At 65.3% G+C, this 23,860-nt stretch carries 12 protein-coding genes and 1 tRNA gene; 4 read left to right on the forward strand and 9 right to left on the reverse strand.

Features of this window, described 5'->3' with window-relative positions; genetic code table 11:
• Positions 1–25 precede the first annotated feature (25 nt).
• Positions 26–2,308: a TonB-dependent receptor gene (locus tag C8J46_RS01010; protein ID WP_243643153.1), complete on the reverse strand. Its 2,283-nt coding sequence runs from the start codon at positions 2,306–2,308 to the stop codon at positions 26–28.
• A gap of 235 nt (positions 2,309–2,543) precedes the next feature.
• Positions 2,544–3,602, reverse strand: coding sequence for a nucleoside hydrolase (locus C8J46_RS01015; protein ID WP_243643154.1), 1,059 nt, complete (start codon positions 3,600–3,602; stop codon positions 2,544–2,546).
• Positions 3,603–3,891: 289 nt separating this feature from the next.
• On the opposite strand from C8J46_RS01015, the gene htpG reads away from it, so the two are divergent.
• Positions 3,892–5,799 carry a molecular chaperone HtpG gene (gene htpG, locus C8J46_RS01020; protein WP_132734238.1) on the forward strand — a complete coding sequence of 636 codons (1,908 nt, stop codon included), beginning with the start codon at positions 3,892–3,894 and terminating at the stop codon, positions 5,797–5,799.
• 46 nt (positions 5,800–5,845) lie between these two features.
• Here htpG and C8J46_RS01025 read toward each other — a convergent pair whose 3' ends face one another.
• The 6 genes from C8J46_RS01025 to lepA all read right to left on the reverse strand — a co-directional run bounded on the left by C8J46_RS01025 (position 5,846) and on the right by lepA (position 16,561).
• Positions 5,846–6,445 carry an ATP-binding cassette domain-containing protein gene (locus C8J46_RS01025; RefSeq protein WP_132734240.1) on the reverse strand — a complete coding sequence of 200 codons (600 nt, stop codon included), beginning with the start codon at positions 6,443–6,445 and terminating at the stop codon, positions 5,846–5,848.
• Positions 6,435–7,124, reverse strand: coding sequence for a molybdate ABC transporter permease subunit (gene modB / locus C8J46_RS01030; RefSeq protein WP_132734242.1), 690 nt, complete (start codon positions 7,122–7,124; stop codon positions 6,435–6,437). The genes C8J46_RS01025 and modB overlap by 11 nt, the downstream gene beginning before the upstream one ends.
• Positions 7,125–7,883, reverse strand: a complete 759-nt coding sequence (gene modA, locus C8J46_RS01035; protein WP_132734244.1) for a molybdate ABC transporter substrate-binding protein — start codon at positions 7,881–7,883, stop codon at positions 7,125–7,127. It abuts the gene before it with no gap.
• A 79-nt stretch (positions 7,884–7,962) separates the two neighbouring features.
• A complete protein-coding gene (locus tag C8J46_RS01040) occupies positions 7,963–11,331 on the reverse strand; it encodes a polysaccharide deacetylase family protein (RefSeq protein WP_132734246.1) in 3,369 nt (1,122 codons plus the stop codon).
• Positions 11,332–11,611: 280 nt separating this feature from the next.
• Positions 11,612–13,924, reverse strand: a complete 2,313-nt coding sequence (locus C8J46_RS01045) for a TonB-dependent receptor (RefSeq protein WP_132735264.1) — start codon at positions 13,922–13,924, stop codon at positions 11,612–11,614.
• Positions 13,925–14,740: 816 nt separating this feature from the next.
• Positions 14,741–16,561, reverse strand: coding sequence for a translation elongation factor 4 (gene lepA / locus C8J46_RS01055; protein ID WP_056049136.1), 1,821 nt, complete (start codon positions 16,559–16,561; stop codon positions 14,741–14,743).
• 122 nt (positions 16,562–16,683) lie between these two features.
• Here lepA and C8J46_RS01060 point away from each other — a divergent pair.
• Positions 16,684–16,760 (forward strand) — tRNA-Pro (locus tag C8J46_RS01060).
• A gap of 176 nt (positions 16,761–16,936) precedes the next feature.
• Here the strand turns inward: C8J46_RS01060 and C8J46_RS01065 are convergent.
• Positions 16,937–18,616, reverse strand: a complete 1,680-nt coding sequence (locus C8J46_RS01065) for an alkaline phosphatase D family protein (protein WP_132734250.1) — start codon at positions 18,614–18,616, stop codon at positions 16,937–16,939.
• Positions 18,617–18,786: 170 nt separating this feature from the next.
• Here C8J46_RS01065 and C8J46_RS01070 point away from each other — a divergent pair, with 170 nt between their 5' ends.
• Together C8J46_RS01070 and C8J46_RS01075 are read left to right on the forward strand one after the other, a co-directional pair.
• Positions 18,787–21,186 (forward strand): TonB-dependent receptor, encoded by a 2,400-nt coding sequence (locus tag C8J46_RS01070; protein WP_132734252.1) that lies wholly within the window; start codon positions 18,787–18,789, stop codon positions 21,184–21,186.
• A 49-nt stretch (positions 21,187–21,235) separates the two neighbouring features.
• Positions 21,236–23,707 carry a PhoX family phosphatase gene (locus tag C8J46_RS01075; protein ID WP_132734254.1) on the forward strand — a complete coding sequence of 824 codons (2,472 nt, stop codon included), beginning with the start codon at positions 21,236–21,238 and terminating at the stop codon, positions 23,705–23,707.
• Positions 23,708–23,860 lie beyond the last annotated feature (153 nt).

Genomic DNA, 23,860 nt, shown 5'->3' on the forward strand with positions numbered 1-23,860 from the left:
CGCTCGACGATCCGCCCTCGTCAGCTCAGAACGCAACCTTGAACTGGCCGCCGATGATCCGCGGTTCGTTGATCATGCCCGTCAGGTTGTTGAAGTCGATCGCGGAAATGCTGCGATACTGGTTGGTAATATTGCGAACGAACGCGCCGACCTCATACCCGTGCGGCGATTTGTAGCCGACCTTGAGCCCGCCTTCGAGCGACGACTTGCCGGTAAACTCGACGGCTTCGTACAGGAAGAAGTTGATACGGCTGCGATAGACCCAGTCGGTGTACGCGTAGACTTCGCCGCCATTGCCGAGCGGGATGCCGTAGCGCGCGGTCCAGTTGGCGATCCAGCGTGGCGCCTGGGGAAGGTCGTTGCCGTCGATCACCGCGAAGCCGTTGACGATCGGATCGAGCACGGTGCAGGTCGCGCACACCCCGACGCCGATGTTCCGATCGCGGATCTCGGTGAAGTTGTAGCTGCCGCTCGCGGTCAGCGTGAGCTCGGGCACTGGCCGCGCCTCGAACTCGCCCTCGACGCCGTAGCCGATCGCCTTGTTCGCGCTGATCAGCCGCGCCGAATTGCTGCTGCCGCCGACCGCGGTGATCTGCAGGTCCTTCGTGCTGTACCAATAGGCGTCGAGCGAGAAGTTCACCTTCCGATCAAGCAGCGTGCCCTTGAACCCGCTCTCGCCCGAGAACGTCGTCTGCTTCGGCGCGGTGCTCTGGACGCTGCCGAAGGTCACGCGGTCCTGGATCGCCGGCCCCTGATAGCCGGTCGCGAGCCGCGAATAGACGTTGATCGCGGGCGTCAGTTCATAGGTTGCGCTCGCATCCCAGGTGACGTTCGAGCCACGGACGACCGCACGCGCCGGCAACGTGTCGCTGATCCCGCTGCCCGGAATCGGTGCGGTGACGAGGTCGTTGCGATAGTCGTGCGAATAGCGGACGCCGGCGCGCAACGTCAGCAACTCGACCGGCTTGGCCTCGATCGATGCGAACGCGCCGTAATTCTCGTTGCGGTTGTCGTGGTAGATATCCTGATCGAGGTCGGTCGCGCGCGAACCGGTACCGCCGAACGCATAGTCGTACTGGTGGTACCGCAGCGTCTGGTGGAAATAATACAGCCCGCCCTGCAGGCGAATGCCGTTCATGTCCTCGCTCGCGTAGCGCAGTTCCTGGCTGAACTCCTTGGGCTTGGTCAGGCCACCGGTGTTCGACGGGAACAGCCCGACGCCGATCGCACCGATCGTGCCGCCAAGGAACGTATAGTTGTTGCCGCCGTCGACGTCGCCCGTGCTCTCGACCTTAGCCTGCTCGTAGCCGGTGACCGAGTAGAATGTGCCGATGCCGTCGAGATGATAGTCGAGCCGGAGGTTGGTGCCCCACTGCGTCAGGCTCTGGCTGGTATAGCCGTCGAGCGTGGCGTGCTTAGGGTCGAACCCAGTGTTGAAGTCGTTCGTGCCCGGCTTGAACAATCCGGCGCGGAAGATGCGCGGCGATCCGGTGAGGTCGCGAACATGGACGTTCAGCAATGCGTTGAAGTCGCTGCTGGTGTAGCCAAGCTGGAAGCGGCCGGCGACATCGCGATAGCCCTCGAGCTTGCGGTCGGCGTTGCCCGTCGTGGAGTCGTTCTTAACCCAATCGTCGCGCGACTGGATGATGCCCGAGGCGCGGAACGCGAAGCCGTTGCCGATCGGCAGATTGAGCGCAGCCTCGCCGTTGATCGTGTTGTAGGTCGCCCAGGATCCGGTCGCATAGCCCGAGACCTTGTCGGGGTTCGGCTTGGCGGAATCGATCTTTACCACGCCGGCCGGGGTGTTGCGCCCGAACAGCGTGCCCTGCGGCCCACGCAGCACTTCGACGCTTTGCAGATCGAAGACCGGGAACGACTTCAACATCGGGTTCTCGAGTGCGACGTCGTCGTACACGACCGAGACCGGCTGCGCGGCGTTGGGATCGAAATCGGTGTTGCCGAGGCCGCGGATATAGAAGCGCGGGAACGTGCGGCCGAACGACGATTCGACCTGAAGGCTCGGCGTGCGGCCAGCGAGAAAGCGGATATCGAGACCGCTCGAATTGAGCACGTCGAGCTTCTCGCCGCTGATCGCAGTGACCGCGAGCGGCACGTCCTTCGACGATTCCTGACGGCGTGTCGCGGTGACGACGATCTCGCCAAGTCCCTGATCGCCGGCCGGATCGCTGGCAGTCTGGCCAGTTGGCGCTTGTTGCTGCGCGACGGCTGGCGCGGCGAAGACGAGGAGTGGCGCGCTGGCGGCCAACAACCGGGCGATGGCAGACGTACGAACGGGCAAGCGAATCATGGATGGTCCCCCCTTGGGCTTCGAACATCCTCCGGCGTCGATCCGTGTGACCCGGATCCGTCCCCGATCGGTAACACCGCTGTAACGTGCTGCAATAGGCGCGATCGGGCACGATGCATTTTTGCCGGGCACCGCGACATCTTTGCCCCAGTCGGCGCTGCCGACGCGGTGATGGTCAACGTCGGCGCTGCCGACGCGGTGATGGTCAACGTCGGCGCTGCCGACGCGGCGATGGTCAGCGCTGCGGAGGTCGGGTATACAGCGTCCGCATGGCCGCCTCCATCTTCGCGCGGTCGACTTGCAAGACGACGGTCTGCGCGCGTTCGCCAAGGTGGGGCCGGTACGCGTCGTGCCAGGACAGCGTATCGCCGTACCCGGCGGTCTGGCTGGTGTCGAAATCGATGTAGAGCGTCTCGGCGCGCGTGACGATGGCGGGCTCCAGCCAGGCCATCGCCGCAATCTCGTCCCACATCGGAAACCCCGGCTCGAGCCCGGTCTGAAGTGCATCGGTGAGCGGGGTATGCGCCGGTTTCACGCTGTCCAGAAAGCCGCGCGTCCACTGCGTCCCCGTCGACGGATCAATCGGCACCATCGTCACCTTCGGCCACGCCCCGTGCGCCATGATCCGCGCCGCTTCGGGATCCCAACGGATGTTGAATTCGCGGCGCGGCGTGTTGACGAACTCGCGCGCAAATTCCGCAGCCGCCGGCGTGTCGAGCGTCTGCCTCGGATGGAGACTGCCGCCCATGTAGACCAGTTCCTTCACGTTCGCAGCAAAGCCCGGATCGAGGCTCTGCGCGATCGCGATGTTGGTCATCGGTCCCGTCGCGAACAGCGTGATCTGGTGCGGATGTGCGCGCACCATCCGGACGAGAAACGCGGCGGCGATTTCACCCGACGGCTTGGTGACCGGATCGCCGATCGGCAAGCTCGGGACGATTGCGGGCGACGGCGTACCCGGGGCCGGCTGGATCTCGGCGCCGGATGCAGGCTCGGTCCACGGCCCTTTGAATTCGAGCCGACCATATTGCCCTTCCCACCGCCTGGTTGCCTCCTGCGTGTTGAGGAGCGGAAAGGTCGCGCCCGGCACCACCGGCACATCGGTACGCCCGAGGATCTCGACCGTTCGCAAGGCATAGGCGGTCGCGGTATCGCGCCAAACCGAGCCACTGGTCGTGGTGATCCCCAGCACGGCGACATCGGGCGCCTGGAGCAGCAGCGCGGGGGCACCGTTCAGTCCCACCACGTCGTCGTCGATCAGGACAAGACGTTTGGCCGGCATATCCTTAGCCACGCCCGCGATGGGAAAGGCCAGCGCCATGAGCGCCGCGAGACAAGAGGCCGAAACTGTTCGCATGGGCACGCTACACTCTTCTCTGCGGATGATGTCTACGGATGATCGGCGCGAACATCCCCTGCCCGCATCGCAGCCGTCAATTGCAAAGCGGCAGCTCCCCTTTTCAGTCGCTATCGAGGGTGCACGATCAAGGCATGGTCGACATGTGCGTCCGCCGCCTCTTGAATTCGTTTCGGTGCCCGTCCAACTCTCCGCCACGAATATTCAGCGAAGGTCGTTCCGTACCATGACTCCAGACACCGCTTCCATCGAACCCCAGACGACGACGCCCCACACTCACGCCTTCGAGGCGGATGTCGCGCGGCTGCTGCACATGATGGTGCACTCGGTCTATTCGGATAAGACCGTGTTCCTGCGCGAGCTGATCTCGAATGCTGCCGATGCGTGCGAGAAGCTGCGCTACGAGGCGTTGAGCGCGCCCGAACTGCTCGGCGACGAGACCCGCACGCGGATCGCGATCACGCTCGATCCCGAAGCGCGCACGCTCACGATCGAGGACAACGGCATCGGCATGACCGCCGACGACATGGGCGAGGCGCTCGGCACGATCGCGCGCTCGGGCACCAAGGCGTTCATGGACCGCATCGCCGCCAGCTCGGGTAGCGAGGGCGCACAGCTGATCGGCCAGTTCGGCGTCGGCTTCTATTCCGCGTTCATGGTCGCCGAAAAGGTCGACGTCGTCTCGCGTCGCGCAGGCGCCGACACTGCGTCGGTCTGGTCGTCGGATGGTCTCGGTACCTACACGATCGCACCCATCGACACTGCCGAAGCACCGTCACGCGGCACTCGCGTCGTGCTCCATCTGCTCGAGGACGCGACGTCGTTCACCGATCGCTTCACCGTCGAGCGGCTGATCAAGGATCAGTCGGGGCATGTCCCGGTCCCGATCACCCTGCGCGAAAAGCCCGATGCCGAGCCGGTCGACATCGCCGATGGCGCCGCCTTGTGGACCAAGCCCAAGTCCGAGATCAGCACGGAAGATTATGCCGATTTCTACCGCAGCGTCTCCGGCCAGTTCGACGAGCCCGCGCTGACGCTCCACTACCGCGCGGAAGGCGTGCACGAATATTCGGTGCTCGCGTTTGTGCCGGGCGCCAAGCCGTTCGACCTGTTCGATCCCGACCGCAACGGCCGGATGAAGCTGTACGTCAAGCGCGTCTTCATCACCGACGATGCCGAAGTCCTGCCGCGCTATCTTCGCTTTATGCGCGGGCTGGTGGACTCGTCGGATCTGCCGCTCAACGTCTCGCGCGAGATGATCCAGGAAAGCCCGATGCTAGCCGCGATCCGCAAGGGCGTGACCGGCCGGGTGCTGAGCGAACTCGACAAGCTCGCGACACGCGATGCCGACGCGTATGCAAAGATCTGGGAGAATTTCGGCGCGGTCGTGAAGGAAGGACTGTACGAGGATTTCGAACGCCGCGAGGCGCTGCTCAAGCTCGCGCGCTTCAAGACCACGACGTCCGGCGGCGCATGGCGTTCGGTCGCCGACTATGTCGGCGCGATGAAGGAGAACCAGACCGCGATCTATTATGCGGTCGGCACCGATCTCGACCGTCTTGAAGCCTCGCCGCAGCTTGAAGGGTTCCGCGCGCGGGGCATCGAGGTCTTGCTGCTGCCGGACTCGGTCGACGGGTTCTGGGTGACGGCGGGCATCGACTCCTACGGCAAGCCGTTCAAGTCGGTCACGCAGGGCGCTGCCGATCTCGGGCTGATCCCGCTGGTCGATGGCGCGGAGGCCCCCACCGCCGATGCCACGCCCGCAGTCGCGGACTTCATCGCGTTCGTGAAGACCACGCTGGGGGATGCGGTATCAGAGGTACGCGCGTCCGAGCGGCTCACCGACAGCGCGGTCTGCCTGGTCGCGGCGGACAGCGGGATGGACCGCCAGCTCGAACGCATCCTGGCGGCCAGCGGTCAGGCGATGGCCGCCGCCAAGCCGGTGCTGGAGATCAACCCGCGCTCGGCGTTGATCGCCAAGCTAGCCACGCTCGGCGAGGACGAGACGGCGCTGCGCGAGGATGCCGCACACCTGCTGTTCGACGAAGCGCAGATCGCCGATGGCGAGCGGCCGCTCGATGCGCGAGCATTTTCGGCGCGGCTGAGCCGGCTATTCAAGCGCGCGCTCGGGTAAGCGGTTTGCGTCCTCCCCACCCTACGAGGTGGGGAGAAGGCCGGTTTCACATCCGGACCACGCGCGTCCCGATCCGTTCCGCTTCGGCCGGGTCGTGCGTCACCATCAGGATCGGCAGCTTCAGCACGTCGCGGACGTGTTCGATCGCAACGAGCACTTCCTCGCGTCGGGCGCGATCCAGCGAGGACAGCGGTTCGTCGAGGAGCAGAAAGCGCGGGTGGCTAAGCAACGCGCGGCCGATCGCGACGCGCTGCGCCTCGCCGCCCGACAATGTGCGCGGCCAGCGATCCAAGAGGTGACCGATGCCTAGGAATCCAATTTGCTCCTCGAACGCGTCATGCTCGCGGCCGGCGCCGTAGAGGAGGTTCGCCCGGACGCGCATATGCGGGAACAGGCGCGCGTCCTGAAAGACATAGCCGGCGCGGCGACGTTCGGGGGGTACGTCGATGCCGTCCCCGAACAGCGTGTCGCCGTCGACCGCGATGCGGCCGCGGTCCGGGCGTAGCAGTCCGGCGATCATGTTGAGCACACTCGACTTGCCGATACCGGACGGGCCGAACAACACCGTCGCGCCTTCCCCCGCGTTCAGCGTCAGCGTGACCTGTGCATCGCCAAGACGCTTCTCGATATCGATCTCAAAGGACATGGAGCCCCCGTCCCGCGCGTCGCGTCAGCAGTTCGGACGCGATCAAAGCGATCAGCGATAACCCCACTGATACACACGATAAGCGCCATACCAACGCGTCGGCACCGGGCTGCTGGAGCGCCGAATAGATCGCGAGCGGCAAGGTTTGCGTTTCACCCGGCACGTTCGAGACAAACGTGATCGTCGCCCCGAACTCGCCGATCGATCGCGCGAAGCCGAGCACCGCGCCCGCCAATACACCCGGCACGCTGAGCGGCAGGGTGAGCGTCCAGAAGACGCGCCACGGCCCCGCACCCAGTGTCCGCGCGGCATTTTCAAGTCGACGGTCGACCGCTTCGATCGAGATCCGCATTGCGCGCACCATCAGCGGCAACGCCATCACGCCCGCCGCAATTGCCGCGCCGGTCCAGCGGAATAACACCGTGACGCCGAACCAGTCCTGCAGCCACGCGCCGATCGGGCCATTGGGACCGAACGCGAGCAACAGCAGCCAGCCGGTCACGACCGGCGGCACCACCAGCGGCAAATGAATCGCCGCGTCGACCACGACTTTACCCGGAAAGCGGACCCGCGCGAGCAGCCACGCCAGTGCGAACGCGATCGGCAAGGTCACCGCCATCGCCACGCCGCCGACCTTGAGCGACAGCGCGACGATACCCCATTCGGCTGCATCGAGCATCTAGCGCGCGGAAAATCCGTAGCGGACGAAGATCGCCTTGCCCGCGGGCGAAACGAGGAAACGACGGAAGCCCTCGGCCTCCGGGTTCGTCGATGTCTTCAGCCGCGCGATCGGATAGGTGATCGCGGGGTGCGTTGCGTCCGGGAAGACGCCAGCGATACGAACCTTGGCCGATGCCTTGGCATCGGTTGCGTAGACGATCGCGAGCGGCGCCGCGCCGCGCTCGACCAATGCCAGCGTCGCGCGGACATTCTCCGCACGCACCACTTTCGGCGAAACCTGCGCCCAGACGCCGAGGTTCTCCAGCGACGCCTGCCCGTACTTGCCGGCCGGGACCGCAGTATCCGCCATCGCCAATGGTCCGGCCGTGAGGACGCGAACAAGGGCTGCGGGCGGGCGCACCGGGATCCGCACCTTGCTGCCCGCTGGCGCCGCGACGACGAGGCGGTTGCCGAGGAACGTGACGCGGGTGCTTGCGACAATAAGGTTTTTCGCCGCGAGTTGGTTCATCCAGTCCTCGTCCGCCGACACGAACAGATCCGCGGGCGCACCGGCCTCGACCTGCCGTGCGAGCGCCGATGACGCCGCGAACGAGATTGTCGGCTTTACATGCCCCCTCTTCGCCCATGCGTCGGCAGCGGCAGTAAGCGATTCCTGTAGCGAGGCTGCAGCGAGCACTAGCGGCGGGCGCTGCTGTGCCTGGGCACCCGTCGCGCCAAGGCCGACCGTCATCACCAGCGCCGACGTCAGATACCGCATGCTGCTTGCCCCTCGAACTTTGCGCATACCGATATATAGCGCGGGACCATAACGCTAGCCGGTTCGATATGTTGCGCGCTTAGTTCGCCGTGACGCGTCCGGTCCGCGCGAGCTTGCCCCAACCGACCAGCGGCCCCCGCAGAGCCTGCGCGATCGCCTTCAGCACGACGTAGTACATCACCTGACGGTAGCCGATCCGCTGCGGGATCAGCAGCCAGAGCAGCCGCCAGCGTTCCTTGCGCTCCAATGCGAACGCGATCGTCGCGGCGAGCAGGTCGATCGCGGTGAAGATCAGCCAATAGGCGAGCATCGTGTAGACGTCGTGGCTGGTCTGCTCCCAGCCATGCGCCTGCACCGCGACATAGGTCGACGCGAAGCTGACCAGCAACGCGAGATCGATGATCGGCGAGATCGACGCGAGCACGATCTGGAACACGATCGCCTGTGGCAACCCGACCCAGCCGAGCCCGCGCGGATGCGACCGGCCGATCGCCGAGCGGTGCTTGTAGAGGCACTGCAGCGTCCCGAACGCCCAGCGGAACCGCTGTTTGGCGAGCGCGCGCATCGTCTCTGGCGCCTCGGTCCAGGCGATCGCGAACTGGTCGTACTGGACGGTCCAGCCATGCCGCTGGATCGCGATCGTCAGGTCCTGGTCCTCGGCGAGCGTATCGTCGGGATAACCGCCGACGCTGCGGATCGCCTCGAGCCGCCACGCGCCGACCGCGCCCGGCACGACCGTCATCGCGTTCAGCCGGGCAAGCGCGCGGCGTTCGAGGTTCTGCGCGGTGATGTATTCGAGCGCCTGCCATTTGGTCATCAGGTTGACGCGGTTGCCGACCTTCGCATTGCCCGCGACCGCACCGAGCTTCGGATCGTCGAACCAACGGGCCAGCCGCGCGATGGTCATCGGTTCGAACTGCGTATCGGCGTCGAGCGCAATCACGATTTCGCCACGTGCCAGTTCGAGCCCGCGGTTGAGCGCGCGCGCTTTTCCCCCGTTCTCCAGCGTCAGCAGGCGCACGCGGTCGTCGCTTGCGAACGCTTCGGACACGACGCGGCTGGTGCCGTCGCTCGAACCGTCGTCGATCACGATAACCTCGATCGCAACCTCTGCAGAGGCAAGCACGCCTTGTACGGCGCGGACGATCACGCGCTCCTCGTTGAACGCCGGGATCATCACGGTGACGAACCGCGACGGATCGATCGCCGGGAACACCGTCTTCAACTCGCGCCGCGCCTGGATGAGGGCGAGCGCCGACAGCGCCAAGGCGCGGATGATACCTATCGTGATCGCGATGCCGAAAATCCAGCGCAGCGCTACGACGATACCGCCAAGCGTGCTGAACAGCGCCAGATCGGCGACGGCGGCGACGCGGTCGCTCGACGAGATCACCGGCATCGACTGGTTGCGCGACAGCCCTGCGAGCGTGGAGACGGGGACGAAGCTGTAGCCCATCGCGCGCAGCCGCTCGATGATGATCGGCAGCGCGGCGACGGTCTCCGCACGGTTGCCGCCGGCGTCGTGGAGCAGAATGACGTTGCCGCTGCGTTCCGGATTGCCGGCCTCGACGCCGGCAATGGTCCGGTCGATGATCGCCTGCACGCCGGGGCGCTTCCAATCGTCGGGATCGACGTGGAGGCCGACCGAGATATAGCCGCGCTGCTGCGCTTCGAGCGCGGGGAGGATTTCGTCCGCGGTGCTCGGCTCGGCATCGCCGAAATAGGGCGCGCGGAACAGGCGCAGCGAGCGGCCGGTGAACGCCTGGAACAACCGCTGCGTCGCGTTCAGCTCGTACTTCACCTGCCGCTGCGAGACGTTGGCGAGATTGGGATGCGTATAGGTGTGGCTGCCGATCTCATGACCTTCATCGACCATGCGTTCGAGTAGCGGCCGCTCGGTCAGCGCATTCTCGCCGATCACGAAGAACGTCGCTGGGGCATGCTCGCGCTTGAGCACGTCGAGGATCTGCGGGGTCCATTCGGGATCAGGGCCGTCGTCGAAGGTCAGCGCGAGTTGTTTCGGACGATAGCCGGTCCGCTCGACCACATAGGGCGACGGCATCCGTTTGAAGACGACGTCGGCGAGCGTACCGTCCTTTGCCGGCACCGCGTCGCGAATGCCGGTGACCGGTTCGGCGGCGATCTTCAGGATTTCGCCGCTACCCTCGATATCGACATTGGTGCCGGCCGGCATGTTGTCGATCGCATCGGGGATCGGCAGTTTGCGATGTTCGCGACCCCAGATCGACCAGAGCCCCGGATCCTCCGAGCCGAGCCGCCAGAGCGCGACGCTGCCGAGGCCCGCCTTTTGCAGGAACGCGATCTGGTTGTAGGCCGACGCCGCATCGAGCAGCCAGACCTGATGCTGCACGCCGCCTTCGGAATAAGCGAAGCTGCTGTTGCCGCTCGCCTTGTCGAAGGTCGGCATCGTGCCCGAGTCCGCCGCGTTCTGCCACGCTTCCTCGACATCGAGTGCATCGCCGTTGCCCGCATCGGCGCCCGCGTGCCAGTCATACGCGTACGAGCCGATCGCGACGACCAGCTTCGACGGGGGGATACCGCGCGCTGCGTCGGCGACCATGCGCGCGAACCAGCGCTGCGAGGCGATCGGGCCGGGCGCGCCGCTGGTCTCGTGCTCGTCATACGCCATCAGGAAGACCTTGTCGGTCACCTTGGCGTAGGCGGGCAGGTTCCAGTCGGGGTTGCCGACCGGCGCAGCGATCGCGACCACCCAGCCGCGGTTCGCGAACCGCGCGCGCGTTTCGGCTAGGAAGGCGCGGTAGTTGGGCTGCGCCGATGCGGGCAAATCCTCGAAATCGTAGAACACGCCGCCGGCATGGTTCGCGCTCAGGAACGGCACGAGTTTGTCTAGGAACGCCGCGCGTGCCTTCGGATCGGCGAACAGTGCGGCGCTGCCGGCGCCGTCCCAGTTCCCGTCGACCGCGTTCTGCACCATCGGCAGGATCATCGGGCGATGGACCGCCTTGTTGAGGATGTCGCGCCCGGCCTGGTCGCGGAACACGGTGATGTGGTGATCCTTGCCGGTGATCGAGACCCAGCCGGGGATCAGCCAGTCGAGTTGTTCGACGTGCCGCGCGAGGCTGGCGGTGCTCGCCTCGTCCCACGGCGCGTGGAAGGCGATCGCGAGCGCAGGGTTGGCGCCATTGCCGACACCGGGCTTGGCCGCGCTCGTTCCGAACAATTGCTTGGCGTAGTAATTGAGGTCGCGCCGGGTCTCGCGGAGGATGCCGCCACGCGGTGCGGGCAGCTTGTGGAGCGCAGGGTGCTCGGGCTCGATCGGTAGAAGCGGCGCGGTCGGCACCGCACCGATCGAAACAGCGAACACCGCGATCGACAGCAGCAGCAGCGCGATGAACGCCGCGACGCCGAAGGTGAACCGCCGCCGACGACGGCCGCTTGCATCATAGAATACGGGATTGAGCGACATGGTGCGAGTATCAACCGGCCGAAGGAAAACGGCAACTCGCCGCAATAATTCGCTACAATGCCGTTTGCGTGAGCGCTGCTGAAAAATGCGTCACGCATAGTTTAGGTAACGGCGCGGTTACTACTGCATCCCCTCCCGCAAGCGGGAGGGGACCGAGGGGTGGGCACCCGGCTCGAACACACGCCGCGCTTGACGATAGCGCGAGCCCACCCCCACCCCCTCCCGCTTACGGGAGGGGGGCGGAGAAAACCCCCTCCCGCTTACGGGAGAGGGGAAGAAATCAGCGGAACTTGCCGCTGAGCGAGACGCCGATGATCCGCGGCTCGTTGAACACCGCCGCCATGTAGTTCTCGATCACACCCTTAAGGTTCTTCTCGCCAGTGATGTTGCGCGCGAATACCGCCAACTCATACGCATCGTCCGGCGCCGCGTAGCCGATCTTCAGGCCACCCTCGAAGTTGCCGTTCGCGGTGAACTCCTTGGTCTTGTACAGCACGAACTGCGTGTAGCCCTGGATGTTGAAGTCGCCCGCGATGAACGCGCGACCGCCATTGCCCAGCGGCTGGTCGTAGCGCGCGGTGAGGTCGACGTTGTATTCCGGCGCATTCGGCAGCGGCTCGCCGTCGATCTTGACCAGGTATGTCGTACCGAACGGACCGACGATCGCCCGCGGCGTCCGCGATGGCGTGCAGACCACGACGCTGTTGAGCGCGCAGATCTGTACCTCGGTGGTCTTGTCGCGGATCGCGCTGTGCAGCAAGCTGAGCCCTGCGCCCAGCGTGAGGTTCGGGACAGGCTTCCAGTTTGCTTCGGCTTCCATGCCGTAGGCCTCGGCCTTGTTGCCGTTGAACAGGATGCCGTTGCCGTTCACATCGTTGCCGTTGAGCTGGATGTCGTTGACGCGGTAGCCGAACACCGTCGCGTTGAGGCTCAGCGTGTTGTCGAGCAGACGCGTCTTGATCCCCGTCTCCCACGACAGGATCGTCTCCGAGTTCGCGGTCGAGAAGTCGGAGTTGAACACCGCCGAACGACCCTGGATCGTCGGTCCGCGGAAGCCCTGAGCTACGCGCGAATACAGGCTAATGTCGGGGTTCGCCTGATACAGGATGCTCGCATCCCAGCTTGGCTTGGTCGACTTCAGCGTGACGTCGCGACGGAAGCCTGCCGGGTACTGGTTGACGCCCAGCGCATTCTGGACGGTCTTCAGCAGTTGCGTACGCTTCTTGTCCTCGGTTATGCGACCGCCGAGCGTGACCGTCAGCTTGTCCATCAGCTCGTAGCTGACTTGGCCGAAGCCCGCCCACGACGTATTGACGTCGTGCAGCCGTACCCAGTTGTTGGGGTTCGGCCGGGTTCCGTTCACGTCCGGCGCGGTCAGGAAGAACGTCCGCTGGTAGAAATCGGTGATGTCGCGGTTGTCGAAATACAGGCCGCCGAGCTGCCAATTGAAGCGGCCGCCGGGGGTGCCGGCAATACGCAGTTCCTGCGACCATTGGTCAAGATCGCGGATCTGCCCCTGCGACTCGCCAAAGCCGTTCGCGCGCCCATTGAACGGAAAGCTGACGGCCGCACCACCATCGGTATCGCCGCGGCTGAAGCCCGACGTCGTCTCGTACGCAGTGATCGAGGTCAGCGTGGCCGGACCGAAGTCGTAGCCTGCGCGCGCCGAGCCGCCATAGGTGTTGTAGCTCTGCGGATTGTCGTTCGCTTCGTCGTACGAGACCACGTTGCGCGGCTCGGCCGATACGTCGTTCGAACCCTTCTTGAGCGCGCCGCGGTGGAACAGCGTCGAGGTGCCGTCATACCAGCGGGCATGCCCCGACAGGTCGAGCGTGAAGCGCTCGCCCGGGGTCAGCATCAGCTGGACGCGGACGTTACGGTCGTCGAAGCCGCCCATCGCATTGTCGCGCGGCGTCGCCGTGTTGTCGGCACTGACGCCGGCGAACCGGTTGTCGACATAGTTTTCGCGGTGCTGGATCAGCGTCGAGAGACGGATCGCCAGCAGGTCCTTGATCAGCGGGCCACCTACACCGGCATCCAGGCTGACGCTGTTGTACGAGCCGACCGACGCCGATGCCCGGCTATCGAAGTCGTTGGTCGGCTTGTTGGTGTCGAACTTGATGATGCCGGCGGTGGTGTTGCGCCCGAACAGCGAGCCCTGCGGACCGCGCAGCACTTCGACCTGGCGGACGTCGAACACCGGGTTCGACTTCAGCACGACATGCTCGAGGATCACGTCGTCCTGGATGATCGTGACCGGCTGCGACGCGCCGAGGTAGAAATCGATGTTGCCGAGACCGCGGATGTAGAAACGCGGGAAGATGCGGCCGGTCGTCGATTCGACGTACAGGCCGGGCACGCGACCCGACAGCGCGAGCAGCGTGTCGTCGCCGCCTGCGGTGTACGCGCGCAGGGCGTCGCCCGATGCGACACCGACCGAGAGCGGCACCTTCTGGAGGTTCTCGGACCGGCGCTCCGCGGTGACGACGATATCGCCGAGACCGTCCGCCGGAGCAGCCTGCTCCTGAACGGGCGCTGCCTGCGCGAACGCGGCCGTACCACCCACAACCGAACCAAACGCGACGCCGAGCATCAGCGCCGACTTAACGACCGAAATCTTCAAGATGATATTCCCCAATCATGCGGCGCCGTCCCTGACGACGAGCCGCACATCCCAAAATACAACGTCGTTGATCGTCCTCGACCACCCTCCCCGGACGGCACGACGACGCCTCGCGACGCTCACTCCCCAGGCCGGCGGTTAGGTCAGGATTGTGTTAGGATGATGACAGTTGGTTGCGGCGTTTTTGGGGCCGGCGCCGGTTTGCAACACGGTGCGATATTTTTGCCGATGGCAGGGAGCGGGAACGCCATGCTAGCTTCGCCCTATGGGCTTGGTGATGCGATTTTGGCTGACCATTCGGCGTTCGGATTGGTTCGAGCCCAGTGCGACCGGCGGCCTCTTCCCGTTCCCTTTCGCCTGGCAGGCCTGGGCGATTATGGCGGCGTTTATCGCGGCGATCGCGGCGAGCGTCGTACTGCACGGCGAAGCGGCCTGGCTGACCCGGATTATCCTGTGCGTCGGCTACATCGCGTTTGGGATCGCAACGTACGAGTGACGGCGACGGCCAGATAATGAGAGAGCGGCTTGGGCGTAAACGATACCTACCCCCGTCGTGCCGGCGAACGCTGGTATCTCCCGGTTCGAGCCGAACGCCCCCCCGGAGATACCCCAGCGTTCGCTGGGGTGACGGCGGTTGGCGATGGGAGAACAAGAGCGGACTGTCGTTCGAACGCGGCCTCAGTCGCGCCGCGGCAAAAGCCGCGCCGTCGAACGACACGACCGAGTACGAGCTCGGCCGGTCGCCGTCCGGCTAGACGCTTATCCTCGTCCAAGCAAAGCTTGGCCTCAGGCGTCGTCGCCCATCCGGAGCGCCGCGATAAACGCTTCCTGCGGGATGCTGACGGACCCGTATTCGCGCATCTTCAGCTTGCCCTTCTTCTGCTTCTCCAGAAGCTTCTTCTTGCGGCTCGCGTCGCCACCATAGCATTTGGCGGTCACGTCCTTGCGCATCGCGCTGATCGTCTCGCGCGCGATCACCTTGCCGCCGATCGCCGCCTGGATCGGGATCTTGAACAGGTGGCGAGGGATCAGTTCCTTCAGCCGCTCGACCATCCCGCGGCCGCGCACTTCGGCGGTGCCGCGGTGGACGATCATGCTCAGCGCGTCGACCGGCTCCTCGTTGACGAGGATGCCCATCTTGACGAGATCGCCCTCGCGGTAGCCGATCTGGTGATAATCGAAGCTCGCATAACCCTTCGACATCGACTTCAGGCGATCGTAGAAATCGAACACGACTTCGTTCAGCGGCAGTTCGTAGGTCGCCTGGGCGCGACCGCCGACATAGGTCAGGTTCTTCTGGATGCCACGGCGATCCTGGCAGAGCTTCAGGACGCTGCCGAGATATTCGTCGGGGACGTAGATCGTCGCCTCGATCCACGGCTCGCTGATCGTCGCGATCTTGTTCGGCTCGGGCATGTCGGCGGGATTGTGCAGCTCGATATGCGTCGTGCCGGAAGGATCGGGGTGGGTCAGCTCGATCTCATACACGACGGAAGGCGCGGTGGTGATCAGGTCCAGATCATATTCGCGCGTCAGCCGCTCCTGGATGATCTCCAGATGCAGCAGCCCGAGGAACCCGCAGCGGAAGCCGAAGCCCAGTGCGGCCGACGTTTCCATCTCGAACGAGAAGCTCGCATCGTTGAGGCGCAGCTTCGAGATGCTCTCGCGCAGCTTCTCGAACTCGGCGGCATCGACGGGGAACATCCCGCAGAACACGACCGGCTGGACTTCCTTGAAGCCCGCCAGAGCCTCTAGCGCAGGCCGCTTCGCATCGGTGATCGTGTCGCCGACGCGCGTCTGCGCGACCTCTTTGATCTGCGCGGTGATGAAGCCCATTTCGCCAGTGCCGAGTTCGGTCAGCTGCTCGATCTTCGGACGGAAACAGCCGACCCGGTCGACCAGGTGCATCGTCCCGGTCTGCATGAACTTGATCTGCTGGCCCTTTTTCAGGACGCCGTCGATCACGCGCACGAGGATGACGACGCCGAGATACGGATCGTACCAGCTGTCGACGAGCATCGCCTTCAGCGGCGCTTCCGGGTCGCCGCTGGGCGGCGGGATCTTGGTGACGATCGCCTCGAGGATCTCGACGATGCCGATCCCGGACTTCGCCGACGCGAGCACCGCTTCGGACGCATCGATGCCGATCACGTCCTCGATTTCCTTCCGGACCTTCTCGGGCTCAGCGGCTGGAAGGTCGATCTTGTTGATCACCGGCACGATCTCGTGGTCGTGCTCGATCGACTGGTACACGTTGGCGAGCGTTTGCGCCTCGACGCCCTGCGCGGCATCGACCACCAGCAGCGCGCCCTCGCACGCGGCCAAGCTACGGCTCACCTCATAGGCGAAGTCGACATGGCCCGGCGTGTCCATCAGGTTGAGGACGTAATCGAGACCGTCCTTCGCGTGATAGGCGAGGCGCACGGTCTGCGCCTTGATCGTGATCCCGCGCTCCTTCTCGATGTCCATGTTGTCGAGCACCTGCTCGGACATTTCGCGCGCGGTGAGGCCGCCAGTTTCCTGGATCAGCCGGTCGGCGAGCGTCGACTTGCCATGGTCGATATGGGCGATGATGGAAAAATTGCGGATGCGGTCGAGCGGAGTCATGCCGCGCTCCTAGCAGTGCCGTTCCGTGTGCGATAGATCGCACCAACACTCGACAGGGAGCAGCTGATATTTGTCTTGCCCGGACTTGCTGTCGCGGCTAGGGGGCTCACCGGCAATGTTGTCGGGGCGTGGCGCAGTCTGGTAGCGCACTGGTCTCGGGGTCCAGGGGTCGTAGGTTCGAATCCTATCGCCCCGACCATTGCCGATTTTTCGGGGCAAGTGCCCCCTTCCCCGAGCTGAATTTCCGATCGACGTGTCGCACGCCCCCTAGGGGCCCCGTGGTCGGACATCCGCGTCGATCGCGATCCATGCGCCGAACCGTATCGACCCTCCCCCGCCAAGGGGAGGATCGTAGGAAGGGCATCGTCGGCGGGCTCAGGCGATTTTTTCGAGCGGCGCGTCGGGACGGTTCGCATGTGCACGGAAACGCGCGGCGGTGGCTTGCGTGTAGGGCTTGGCCATTACCGTCGACACCGTCACCGAGTCCGCCGTCGCATGGTCCGGCGTGAGGGTGAGCAGCGTGAACCCCTTGCCGTCCTGGTCGCAGAAGCGGACTTCACCCTTGTTGGCGTCGGCTATCAGTGTGCCGATGCCGGGGAGCAGCGAGCCGTAGGACGGGCTGGTGATCGCGGTGCAGCCGAATTCTGCGGCGACCAGCTTGCCCGACGCGTCGTGCAGGTCGTTCGCCCACGCCGCGTGGCTGTCGCCCGACAGCACGATCGGCCGCGACTTCGCGCGCTGGAACGCCGCATACAGCCGCTCGCGGGCGGGCGGATACCCGTCCCAGCTGTCGAACCCGAACGGCAGGCCGGCACGATACGAGGCGATGCTCGCGGTCAGCCGCTCGCGCCAGATCGCGGGCAGCTTCGCCATCGTCTCGGCGAACTTCACCGGTCCGAGCTGGCGCTCCATGTCGGGGCCCGCGACCTTCGCCATCACCACCTGGTTGCCGAGCACCTGCCACGGCTTGCCCGCCGCGACCGAGGTCGCCATCGTCTTCTCGACCCAGGCCAATTGCGCCGGTCCGAGCAGTTCGCGATCGGTGCGCGCGCGCTCGGCGAGCATCGGTGCATATTCGGCGGGTGTGATCTCCTCGCCCTTCCACACGACCTGATGGCTGCGCGCGAGCAGCCGCGTCTCGACCATCACCAGCGTCGCGAGATCGCCGAAGTCGAAGCTGCGGTTGATCGCGGCCCAGGGCTGGCCGGGCTTGGGATCGCGGATCGGCATCCACTCGAAGTACGCCTGCATCGCCGCCGCCTTCCGCGCGTCCCAGTCGCCTTCGGTCTTCGGATCGTGATTCTCGGCACCGTGCATCCAGTCGTCGTTGGCGACTTCGTGATCGTCCCAGACGCAGATGAACGCGGCGCGGGCGTGGGCGGCCTGCATGTCGACGTCTCGCTTCACCTGCGCGTGGCGCATACGATAATCGGCGAGGCTGACGATCTCGTGGCGTGGCTCGACCAGGCGGCCGATCTTCTTGGCGATGTCTGCGCCATAGCCGTCGACGCCATATTCGTAGATGTAGTCGCCAAGGTGGAGCACCGCGTCGAGCCGATCGAGCTTGGCGATCGCGTCATAGGCGTTGAACAGCCCGCCCGCGTAGAGCTGGCACGAGACGACGGCCATCACGACATCGGCGACCTTGCCCTTCGGCAGCGTGCGGAACCGGCCGACCGGCGAGCGCGTGCCGTCGGCGGCGTCGAACCAGTAGCGATACTCGCGGCCCGGCTGGAGCCCGGTTGCGTCTACCTTAACGGTGAAATCGCGTGCCGCACGCGCCTTGACGGTGCCCGAACGGAGCGACTTGCCGCCCTCGGTCTCCGCAACGTGCCACGTCAGTGCGATGTCGCGGGCTTGCGTCGCCTCGGCCGGAGTCGCACGCGTCCAGAGGATCGCGCCGTCGATCGCGGGATCACCGCTCGCGACACCGTGATCGAAGCGTACCTTCACTGCGCCCGCCGCCCGCGATGCGACTGCGGGCAGCACAAGCGTGGCACCGGAGCCGGCGAGTTTGAGGGCGTTCTTCAAGGCATCGCGGCGGTTGATCGTCATCGGCTCAAGCTTTCGTGTCGGGTGTTGGCCGCCTGCTACCTCTGATCGAAGACACCCCGGTGGCAGCGATGTGACACGCGCGTTACGCAATAGTCATCTTGCCTTCATCATTGCGACGTCGAAACGTCACGCGCCGCCCCTAGTGCCTCCCCAACGACACGGGGGACTTAATGACACGCATCTTCACGCGGCTCGCAGTTGCGACGCTCGCCACGACCTGCTCGACCGCCGCGCTCGCGCAGGCGTCGGCACAGGCGGCCGCAGGGGCCGACGTCCAGGCCAGCACGCCAAACGATGAGATCGTCGTCACCGCGCAGAAGCGCGAACAGCGGATCGCCGATGTCCCCGTCACCGTCACCGCAGTGACCGGCGCGAAGATGGCCGCGATCGGCGTCAATTCACTGACCGAGGTCGCCGCCTATATTCCCGGCCTGCAGATCCAGGAGCAGAGCGCGAACAATCCGGGCTTCGTGATCCGCGGCATCACCTCGGACAACGGATCGTCGCAGCAGGGCGCCCGCGTCACGCTCTATTACAACGGCATCGACATCAGCCGGTCGCGCGGCGCGTATCAGGACCTGTACGATCTGGAGCGGATCGAGGTCGTGAAGGGCCCGCAGGCGACCTTGTTCGGCACCGCCGCCGCGGTCGGCGCGATCAGCGTCATCTCGGCAAAACCGCAGCCCGGCGTGTCGGGCGCGATCAACGGCTCGTACGGCAATTTCAACCGCACGCAGGTGTCGGGCTTCCTCAACGCCGGCAACGACGTGCTCGCCGGGCGGATCGCCTTCGCCTACAAATACCGCGACGGCTATGTCCGCAACATCGCCGGCGACGCGAACGTGCCGAACCAGAACCAGGGCGGTGTCGATCAGGACGATCTGAACGGCCAGGACCAGCGCGGCATCCGCGGATCGCTGCGCTATCGCCCGAGCGACAGCATCACCGCCGATCTCGTCCTGACCTATGACGGCCAGCGCAACCCCGGCACCGCGTTCAAGAGCCGCGCGCATGCCCCGACCGGCGGCCAGACCGGCGACTATGGCTATGCCGAACTGTCGGGCTCGCCGTACAGCGCGGCGGTGCTCGGCGCTCGGAAACTCGGGCTCGACCGCAACGTCTACGACGCCAATTTGACGATCACCGCGGAGCTGTCGCCGGGGATCACCTTCACCACCGTCAACGGCTATCGCCGGTTCGACGCACTTGAGATCTTCGACGCTGATGGTGGGCCCGCCGCCTATCTCGAATTCGCCGAGGATGCGAAGGGCGACCAGTGGAGCCATGAAAGCCGGTTCGCCTTCGAAGGGCCGAAGTATCGCGCCTCGGTCGGCTGGAACGCGTTCTTCGAGAACGGCTTCCAGCGCGTTCCGTTCGCGACGGAAGAGGGCACGTATCTCGCCTGCTCGGTTGCCGCGGCGTATCAGCCGATCCGGACCGCGCTCAACCGCGCGGGCATTCCGACCGAGACCGGCTGCGTCGCCGCCAACGGCACGATCCCGGCCACCCGCGCGACGTCGATCCTGACCGGCGGACGTGCCACCGCAATACCTTACGCGGCAGAGTTCACGAACTTTGGCAGGAACAATACCTACTCGGTATTCGCCGATGCGACCTATATCCCGGTGCCCGCGCTCGAGCTGACCGCCGGCGCCCGCATCCTGATCGAGGATCGCCAGTCGGGGTATTCCTCGGTCCAGCCGAACTCGGTAATCCTCGCATCGCTCGGTATCCAGTCGAGCCTGCTCGGCACGGCGAACACCAACGGCAGCAAGTTCGTCGCCGAGAGGAGCTTCACCGCGATCCTGCCGCGCTTTAACGCGCTGCTGAAGCTCAACAGCGCGGTCAATCTGTACGGCACGATCAGCAAGGGCCGGCGCTCGCCGGTGGTCCAGCTTGCCGCACAGCGCACCGCGTTCGGCGTCGGTCCCAACCTCCAGATCATTCCGGAAGAGAAGGTCTGGAATTACGAAGGCGGCATCAAGGGCCAGGTTGGACCGTTCAGCGGCGCCGCCTCGGTGTTCTACCAGACGTATGACGGCTTTCAGTTCTCGGTGACGAGCAACGGTGTGACGACGGTCCGCAGCGCGGATTCGGCGAACAGCGTCGGCGTCGAGCTCGAAGGCAATCTGAAGCTCGCGTCGTATCTGTCTGCATTCGCGACGTTTGCGTATATCGACGGCGGTATCGGCGACGACGTCGCGAACGGCCCCTATGCCGGCAACCAGTTCCGCCTTCAGCCCAAGACGACGGCGTCGGGCGGCCTGATCCTGCGCGCGCCAGTGGGCGGCGTGACCGTCTACGCGACGCCGAGTGTCACCTACAAATCGAAGGTTTTCTTCGAGCTGCCGAACACCGAGGCGGTCAGCCAGAGGGGCTATACGCTGGTCAACCTCCGCGCCGGGCTGGAGGTCGCGCAGGGGCGCTACAGCGTCGGCGGCTTCGTCCGGAACGCGACCAACAAGCGCTACCTGATCGACGCGGGCAACACCGGCGGGGGCTTCGGCATCCCGACCTACATCGCCGGCGAGCCACGCTTCTACGGCGTCGAGCTGGGCGCGAAATTCTAACTCTCACGCATCGTTACACACCACGCAACCATCCCCGGGGGGACCAAGCATGACGTTCGAGACCATCTATACCGACGGCGATATCGATACCAATCCGACCGCGAACCCGCATCTCAACGACCTGATCGAGGTGCGCTATTCGCGGCGCCAGACCTTGATGGGCGGTATGTCGGCGACGGCCGCCGCGGTGTTCGGCGGCATGTTGCTGACCGGGTGCGACGACGACAATAACGGCGGCTCGGACCCTGTCACGGTGACCGCGACCGCCGGGGGCACTTCGACCGCCGGCCGCGTCGCGACGCTGACCGGTGCCGCGATCGGCCAGGTCGACAGCGTGAGCTGGACGCAGACGGCTGGACCGACGGTAACGCTGGCAGGCGCGACGACGACGGTTGCGACGTTCGTCGTGCCGGGTGCCACCGCGGGCACGGTGCTGAGCTTCCTGTTCACCGCCGTTTCGGCAAGCGGATCGGTGACCGCGACGACCAGCGTGACGGTCGGCGCGGCGTCGCTGGGCTTCACGGCGGTTGCGAAGAGTCTCGCCGATGTGGTTGCAGTACCGTCGGGATACGCCGTCACCGTGTTGTATCGCCTCGGCGATCCGATCGGCAGCGGCGTCGGCGCCTATGTCAATGACGGCACCGATGCGACCTTCTCGAAGCGCGCGGGCGATCATCATGACGGCATGAGCTATTTCGGGATGTCCGCCACGGGTACGCCGGATGCGAACGGCAACACGCGTGGTCTGCTCGTGCTCAACCACGAGAACATCACGCAGGCGTATCTGCATCCGAACGGTGCGACCACGACCGGCGGGGTCCGTCCCGAGGCCGAAGCGCTCAAGGAGATGGAGTGCCACGGCGTGTCGGTGATCGAGATCAACCGCGCCGCCGCCTGGAGCTACGCGACCGCGTCGTCGTTCAACCGCCGGATCACGCCGCTGACGCCGATGAGCTTTTCGGGGCCGGTGCGCGGCGCCGACAGCCTCAAGACGCGCTACTCCCCCGACGCCACCACGGGTCGCGGCACGATCAATAATTGTGCCAATGGTACAATGCCTTGGCACACGTATTTGACGAACGAAGAGAACTGGGTTGGCTATTTCAAGCGTGAAGTCGGCGATGCCGCGCGCCGTGCGGCGACCGGCGCGGTTGGTGTGAAAGCCAACACGTCGCTGACGCGATATGGCAAGTCCGAGAGCAATACCGGCGGCAATTACGGGTGGTCGACAGTGGCCCCGGCGGACACGACCAGCACGTTGTATTCGCGGTGGAACATCACCGCGCAGGCCGGTGCTCCCGCCGACGGCTCGGGCGATTTCCGAAACGAGATCTTCCAGTACGGCTGGGTGGTCGAGATCGATCCGTTCGATGCTACCTCGACGCCGCGCAAGCGGACTGCGCTGGGTCGCATGAACCACGAGGGCTGCCAGATCGGCCGGACGATCGCGGGCGTGAAGCCGGCCTTCTACATGGGCGACGACGCGCAGAACGAATATATCTACAAGTTCGTGTCGGCCACGCCGTGGTCTGCGGCGGATGCGAGCGCGGCGAACCGCTTGGCGATCGGCGACAAGTATCTGGATACCGGAACGCTTTACGTCGCCAAGTTCGCAGCGGATGGCAGCGGGCAGTGGATGCCACTGGTGTTCGGCCAGGGGCCCCTCACCTCGGCCAATGCGGCCTATTCGTTTGCTAGCCAGGTCGATGTGCTGATCAACACGCGTCTCGCTGCCGATGCGCTGGGTGCGACGCGGATGGATCGGCCGGAGTGGACTGCGGTCAACCCTGCGACGGGCGAGATGTATTGCACGCTGACCAACAACTCGTCTCGGACCGTGGCGACCGCGGATGCAGCCAACCCGCGCGCGTATGTCGATCCGAAGACCACCGGCGGGCAGACCACGGGTAACGCCAATGGGCACATCATCCGCCTGCGCGAGACGGGGGATACGTCCGAGGCGCTGACATTCGCCTGGGACATTTATGCGTTCGGCGCGGGCTCCGATCTGGATGCTACCAACATCAACCTGTCGGGGCTCGATGCGACCAACGACTTCTCATCGCCGGACGGCCTGTGGTTCGGCCTGCCAAGCAACGCCTCGGGGACGATCGCGCCGGTGATGTGGATCGAGACCGACGATGGGGCATTCACGGACGTCACCAACTGCATGCTGCTCGCGTCGGTCCCGGGGATCGTCAACGACGGTGGCACGCGGACGGTGACCAGCACGATCGGCGCGGCGACCGGCAGCGTCACGACCCGGATCGGCAAGGCACCGGGCGCGGCACTGCGCCGCTTTCTGGTGGGGCCGAAGGAGTGCGAGATCACCGGCATCCACTCGACGCCGGATGGCCGGTCGCTGTTCGTCAACATCCAGCATCCGGGTGAGAATGGCGGGCCGACGAACATCACGAGCAGCTGGCCGGCAAACCAGGCAGGTGCGGTGACGACGCCGTCGCGGCCGAGGTCGGCGACGATCGTGATCACGAAGAACGATGGGGGTGTGGTGGGGCTTTAATCGAAGGCCCGTACGATCCTCCCCCGCCAGGGGGAGGTGGCACCGAAGGTGACGGAGGGGGAGGATGCGTAACAGAGGTTTCCCTTTCCGCCCCCTCCGTCTGGCAAGCGCCAGCCACCTCCCCCTGGCGGGGGAGGATTGTAAGAATTCTCC

Source organism: Sphingomonas sp. PP-F2F-A104-K0414 (genome assembly GCF_004340945.1).
GTDB lineage: Bacteria > Pseudomonadota > Alphaproteobacteria > Sphingomonadales > Sphingomonadaceae > Sphingomonas.

Coding starts and splice junctions, on each gene's coding strand:
- htpG (WP_132734238.1), top strand. CDS start 3,892: ATGACTCCAGACACCGCTTCCATCGAACCCCAGACGACGACGCCCCAC.
- C8J46_RS01075 (WP_132734254.1), top strand. CDS start 21,236: ATGACGTTCGAGACCATCTATACCGACGGCGATATCGATACCAATCCG.
- C8J46_RS01045 (WP_132735264.1), bottom strand. CDS start 13,924: ATGCTCGGCGTCGCGTTTGGTTCGGTTGTGGGTGGTACGGCCGCGTTC.
- C8J46_RS01025 (WP_132734240.1), bottom strand. CDS start 6,445: ATGTCCTTTGAGATCGATATCGAGAAGCGTCTTGGCGATGCACAGGTC.
- C8J46_RS01010 (WP_243643153.1), bottom strand. CDS start 2,308: ATGATTCGCTTGCCCGTTCGTACGTCTGCCATCGCCCGGTTGTTGGCC.
- C8J46_RS01065 (WP_132734250.1), bottom strand. CDS start 18,616: ATGACGATCAACCGCCGCGATGCCTTGAAGAACGCCCTCAAACTCGCC.
- modB (WP_132734242.1), bottom strand. CDS start 7,124: ATGCTCGATGCAGCCGAATGGGGTATCGTCGCGCTGTCGCTCAAGGTC.
- modA (WP_132734244.1), bottom strand. CDS start 7,883: ATGCGGTATCTGACGTCGGCGCTGGTGATGACGGTCGGCCTTGGCGCG.
- C8J46_RS01040 (WP_132734246.1), bottom strand. CDS start 11,331: ATGTCGCTCAATCCCGTATTCTATGATGCAAGCGGCCGTCGTCGGCGG.
- lepA (WP_056049136.1), bottom strand. CDS start 16,561: ATGACTCCGCTCGACCGCATCCGCAATTTTTCCATCATCGCCCATATC.
- C8J46_RS01070 (WP_132734252.1), top strand. CDS start 18,787: ATGACACGCATCTTCACGCGGCTCGCAGTTGCGACGCTCGCCACGACC.